General features: G+C 55.9%; 3 rRNA genes. All 3 read left to right on the top strand.

Annotated features, from left to right (window positions below):
- The first annotated feature begins 445 nt into the window (after positions 1 to 445).
- Positions 446 to 1,972, top strand: a 16S ribosomal RNA gene (locus tag GQQ93_RS17745).
- A gap of 449 nt (positions 1,973 to 2,421) precedes the next feature.
- A 23S ribosomal RNA gene (locus tag GQQ93_RS17750) occupies positions 2,422 to 5,524 on the top strand.
- A gap of 185 nt (positions 5,525 to 5,709) precedes the next feature.
- Positions 5,710 to 5,826 (top strand): 5S ribosomal RNA (gene rrf, locus GQQ93_RS17755).
- The 16S, 23S and 5S rRNA genes sit together here, the layout of an rRNA operon.
- Positions 5,827 to 5,882: the final 56 nt, after the last annotated feature.

Below are 5,882 nucleotides of genomic sequence, written 5' to 3' on the forward strand. Positions count from 1 at the left end.
GGGGTGGTCGCGTAGATTTTCTCTTGTCGCCGCGGCGGCCGGGAAGCGCGAGAGTGGGGCCCGGGTCGAGCGGTGGTGGTTCTAGCCAAATAACCTCGAAGGCGCAGGATTGCGACTCGGTGATTTCAAGTCTAGGATGAGAAACCCCTTCCAGTGATTGTGGCTCTTCGGAGTTGTGGTTGGTCGTGTTTGCGGCGGGCTGGTTTGGTGGTATGTTTTACAGGTTGCCCTGAGGGCGGGCCCGGCGTGTGTTCGGGTGTCTGACTCTGGTGCGTCCGTTCCTTGAGAACTCAACAGCGTGCACTATGTTCAATGCCAATTTATTGAACCCCAACCGGTTTCGGCCGGTGGGATTCCTTTGATTGATGGACAATTTGATTTTTGAAGTCAGTTGTTTCTCTGTCAGAGATTGAACTCCCTGACACTTCGGTGTTGGGAACCATTTTTTTTGGAGAGTTTGATCCTGGCTCAGGACGAACGCTGGCGGCGTGCTTAACACATGCAAGTCGAACGATGAAGCTGGAGCTTGCTCTGGTGGATTAGTGGCGAACGGGTGAGTAACACGTGAGTAACCTGCCCTGGACTCTGGGATAAGCGTTGGAAACGACGTCTAATACCGGATAGGACCTCGGATCGCATGATCTGGGGTGGAAAGTTTTTCGGTCTGGGATGGACTCGCGGCCTATCAGCTTGTTGGTGAGGTAATGGCTCACCAAGGCGTCGACGGGTAGCCGGCCTGAGAGGGTGACCGGCCACACTGGGACTGAGACACGGCCCAGACTCCTACGGGAGGCAGCAGTGGGGAATATTGCACAATGGGCGCAAGCCTGATGCAGCAACGCCGCGTGCGGGATGACGGCCTTCGGGTTGTAAACCGCTTTTAGTAGGGAAGAAGGGCTTCGGCTTGACGGTACCTGCAGAAAAAGGACCGGCTAACTACGTGCCAGCAGCCGCGGTAATACGTAGGGTCCGAGCGTTGTCCGGAATTATTGGGCGTAAAGAGCTCGTAGGCGGTTTGTCGCGTCTGCTGTGAAAACTAGAGGCTCAACCTCTAGCCTGCAGTGGGTACGGGCAGACTTGAGTGCGGTAGGGGAGAATGGAATTCCTGGTGTAGCGGTGGAATGCGCAGATATCAGGAGGAACACCGATGGCGAAGGCAGTTCTCTGGGCCGTAACTGACGCTGAGGAGCGAAAGCGTGGGGAGCGAACAGGATTAGATACCCTGGTAGTCCACGCCGTAAACGTTGGGCGCTAGATGTGGGGACCTTTCCACGGTTTCCGTGTCGTAGCTAACGCATTAAGCGCCCCGCCTGGGGAGTACGGCCGCAAGGCTAAAACTCAAAGGAATTGACGGGGGCCCGCACAAGCGGCGGAGCATGCGGATTAATTCGATGCAACGCGAAGAACCTTACCAAGGCTTGACATACACGAGAACGGGCCAGAAATGGTCAACTCTTTGGACACTCGTGAACAGGTGGTGCATGGTTGTCGTCAGCTCGTGTCGTGAGATGTTGGGTTAAGTCCCGCAACGAGCGCAACCCTCGTCGCATGTTGCCAGCACGTAATGGTGGGAACTCATGTGAGACTGCCGGGGTCAACTCGGAGGAAGGTGGGGATGACGTCAAATCATCATGCCCCTTATGTCTTGGGCTTCACGCATGCTACAATGGCCGGTACAAAGGGCTGCGATGTCGTAAGGCGGAGCGAATCCCAAAAAGCCGGTCTCAGTTCGGATTGAGGTCTGCAACTCGACCTCATGAAGTCGGAGTCGCTAGTAATCGCAGATCAGCAACGCTGCGGTGAATACGTTCCCGGGCCTTGTACACACCGCCCGTCAAGTCATGAAAGTCGGTAACACCCGAAGCCGGTGGCCTAACCCTTGTGGAGGGAGCCGTCGAAGGTGGGATCGGTGATTAGGACTAAGTCGTAACAAGGTAGCCGTACCGGAAGGTGCGGCTGGATCACCTCCTTTCTAAGGAGCAACTCGGAAGCCTTCGGGTTTCCGCAGTGCGCCAGATCAAGACCGACTGTGTCTTGCTGGTTGCTCATGGGTGGAACATTGACATAGGTGCTCGTCTGAATGATTCAGGGTTAGTACGCCACTTCGGTGGTTGGAATGCTCGGGGTCAGGCTGGGCGGGTACGTGCACGCTGTTGGGTCCTGAGGGACCGGACAACTTCCCGGGTTTCGGCCTGGGGGTGATGGTTTCTTCAGACCTTCACGAAGCCGATGGATTCTGATTCGGTGGGTGTGGGGGTTCTGGCCGTCTGTTGAGAACTACATAGTGGACGCGAGCATCTTAGAAGCAGCCCTTCGGGCTGTTTCACAAAGATTTCGATGGCATGCCCTTCGGGGTGTGTCTGACTAATCATTGGTCAATCTCGCACCTTTCGGGTGCGCGATCGATTCAAACTCATGTGATTTCAAGTTTCTAAGAGCAAACGGTGGATGCCTTGGCATCTGGAGCCGAAGAAGGACGTCGTAATCTGCGATAAGCCTCGGGGAGCTGATAAACGAGCTGTGATCCGAGGATTTCCGAATGGGGAAACCCCGCCAGGCCCTTTGGGTGACCTGGTGACTCCCGCCTGAATATATAGGGCGGGTAGAGGGAACGTGGGGAAGTGAAACATCTCAGTACCCACAGGAAGAGAAAACAACCGTGATTCCGTAAGTAGTGGCGAGCGAACGCGGAAGAGGCTAAACCGGTCATGTGTGATACCCGGCAGGGGTTGCATGATCGGGGTTGTGGGACCTTTCGGACTGTACTGCCGTGCAGTCACGGTGACGCGTCAGGTATAGACGAACCGCATTGAAAGGCGGACCGGAGTGGGTGTGAGTCCCGTAGTCGAAATGCCTGGCCGGCCGGAGAGGTATCCCAAGTAGCGCGGGGCCCGAGAAATCCCGCGTGAATCTGTCAGGACCACCTGATAAGCCTAAATACTCCCAGATGACCGATAGCGGACAAGTACCGTGAGGGAAAGGTGAAAAGTACCCCGGGAGGGGAGTGAAATAGTACCTGAAACCGTTTGCTTACAAACCGTTGGAGCCTCCTTGTTGGGGTGACAGCGTGCCTTTTGAAGAATGAGCCTGCGAGTTAGTGATCTGTGGCGAGGTTAACCCGTGAGGGGCAGCCGTAGCGAAAGCGAGTCTGAATAGGGCGATTCAGTCGCAGGTCCTAGACCCGAAGCGAAGTGATCTATCCATGGCCAGGTTGAAGCGACGGTAAGACGTCGTGGAGGACCGAACCCACTTCAGTTGAAAATGGAGGGGATGAGCTGTGGATAGGGGTGAAAGGCCAATCAAACTTCGTGATAGCTGGTTCTCTCCGAAATGCATTTAGGTGCAGCGTTGCGTGTTTCTTGCCGGAGGTAGAGCTACTGGATGGCCGATGGGCCTCAACAGGTTACTGACGTCAGCCAAACTCCGAATGCCGGTAAGTGAGAGCGCAGCAGTGAGACGGTGGGGGATAAGCTTCATCGTCGAGAGGGAAACAACCCAGACCACCAACTAAGGTCCCTAAGCGCGTGCTAAGTGGGAAAGGATGTGGAGTTGCACAGACAACCAGGAGGTTGGCTTAGAAGCAGCCACCCTTGAAAGAGTGCGTAATAGCTCACTGGTCAAGTGATTCCGCGCCGACAATGTAACGGGGCTCAAGCACGCCACCGAAGTTGTGGCATTGACATTTGTGGTAGGCCTTCGTGGTCCAGCCGTGTTGATGGGTAGGAGAGCGTCGTGTGCCGGGTGAAGCGGCGGTGTAAACCAGCCGTGGACGGCACACGAGTGAGAATGCAGGCATGAGTAGCGAAAGACGGGTGAGAAACCCGTCCTCCGGAAGACCAAGGGTTCCAGGGTCAAGCTAATCTGCCCTGGGTAAGTCGGGACCTAAGGCGAGGCCGACAGGCGTAGTCGATGGACAACGGGTTGATATTCCCGTACCGGCGAAGAACCGCCCACATGAAATCAGGAGTGCTAAGCATCCCAAGACGCGTGGATCCCTTCGGGGACGATCGTGAGGCGGCATGCGACCCCATCTGGTGGAGTGAGCGTATTAACAGGTGTGACGCAGGAAGGTAGCCCAGCCCGGGCGATGGTTGACCCGGGGCAAGCGTGTAGGCCGAGCGATAGGCAAATCCGTCGCTCATCAAGGCTGAGACGCGATGCGGATGAAAAGTGGGTGATCCTATGCTGCCGAGAAAAGCATCGACGCGAGGTTCCAGCCGCCCGTACCCCAAACCGACTCAGGTGGTCAGGTAGAGAATACTAAGGAGATCGAGAGAATCGTGGTTAAGGAACTCGGCAAAATGCCCCCGTAACTTCGGGAGAAGGGGGGCCTGAGGCGTATTAGGACTTGCTCCGAAAGCGTTTGAAGGCCGCAGAGACCAGTGGGAAGCGACTGTTTACTAAAAACACAGGTCCGTGCCAAGTCGCAAGACGATGTATACGGACTGACGCCTGCCCGGTGCTGGAAGGTTAAGAGGACCGGTTAGCCGCAAGGCGAAGCTGAGAATTTAAGCCCCAGTAAACGGCGGTGGTAACTATAACCATCCTAAGGTAGCGAAATTCCTTGTCGGGTAAGTTCCGACCTGCACGAATGGCGTAACGACTTCCCAGCTGTCTCAACCGCGAACTCGGCGAAATTGCATTACGAGTAAAGATGCTCGTTACGCGCAGAAGGACGGAAAGACCCCGTGACCTTTACTACAGCTTGGTATTGGTGTTCGGTGTGGCTTGTGTAGGATAGGTGGGAGACTGTGAAGCTGGCACGCTAGTGTCGGTGGAGTCATTGTTGAAATACCACTCTGGTCACTCTGGATATCTAACTTCGAACCGTGATCCGGTTCAGGGACAGTGCCTGGTGGGTAGTTTAACTGGGGCGGTTGCCTCCCAAAAAGTAACGGAGGCGCCCAAAGGTTCCCTCAACCTGGTTGGCAATCAGGTGGCGAGTGTAAGTGCACAAGGGAGCTTGACTGTGAGACTGACAGGTCGAGCAGGGACGAAAGTCGGGACTAGTGATCCGGCAGTGGCTTGTGGAAGCGCTGTCGCTCAACGGATAAAAGGTACCTCGGGGATAACAGGCTGATCTTGCCCAAGAGTCCATATCGACGGCATGGTTTGGCACCTCGATGTCGGCTCGTCGCATCCTGGGGCTGGAGTAGGTCCCAAGGGTTGGGCTGTTCGCCCATTAAAGCGGTACGCGAGCTGGGTTTAGAACGTCGTGAGACAGTTCGGTCCCTATCCTCTGCGCGCGCAGGAAATTTGAGAGGATCTGACCCTAGTACGAGAGGACCGGGTTGGACGAACCTCTGGTGTGCCAGTTGTTCCGCCAGGAGCACCGCTGGTTAGCTACGTTCGGAATGGATAACCGCTGAAAGCATCTAAGCGGGAAGCCGGCCTCAAGATGAGATTTCCATCCCTTCGGGGGAGAGGCTCCCAGCCAGACGACTGGGTTGATAGGCCGGATGTGGAAGACAGGACTAAAGACTGTCGGAGCTGACCGGTACTAATAAGCCGATAACTTGATAATCACTACACTCACACGATTTGAACTCATTCAAGTAAAGGCCGTGTGCGTGGCCCAAGATTTCTCGCGTCCACTCTGTGGTTCCCTTCAGACGGAAACACACGTAACTCAATACGACCCCCACCACGGTGAGGGGTCCACCGAAACCACCAACCCACACCCCCGGTGTGACCAGTTGGTCCTAGAGTTTCGGCGGCCATAGCGCGAGGGAAACGCCCGGACACATTCCGAACCCGGAAGCTAAGACTCGCAGCGCCGATGGTACTGCAGGGGGGACCCTGTGGGAGAGTAGGACACCGCCGGACAAACATTACGAAGAGCCGCCCACCACGTGGGCGGCTCTTCGCCTTTAACACGAACC

The sequence above is a fragment of the Agromyces lapidis genome, from assembly GCF_009749405.1.
Taxonomy (GTDB): Bacteria; Actinomycetota; Actinomycetes; order Actinomycetales; family Microbacteriaceae; genus Agromyces; species Agromyces lapidis.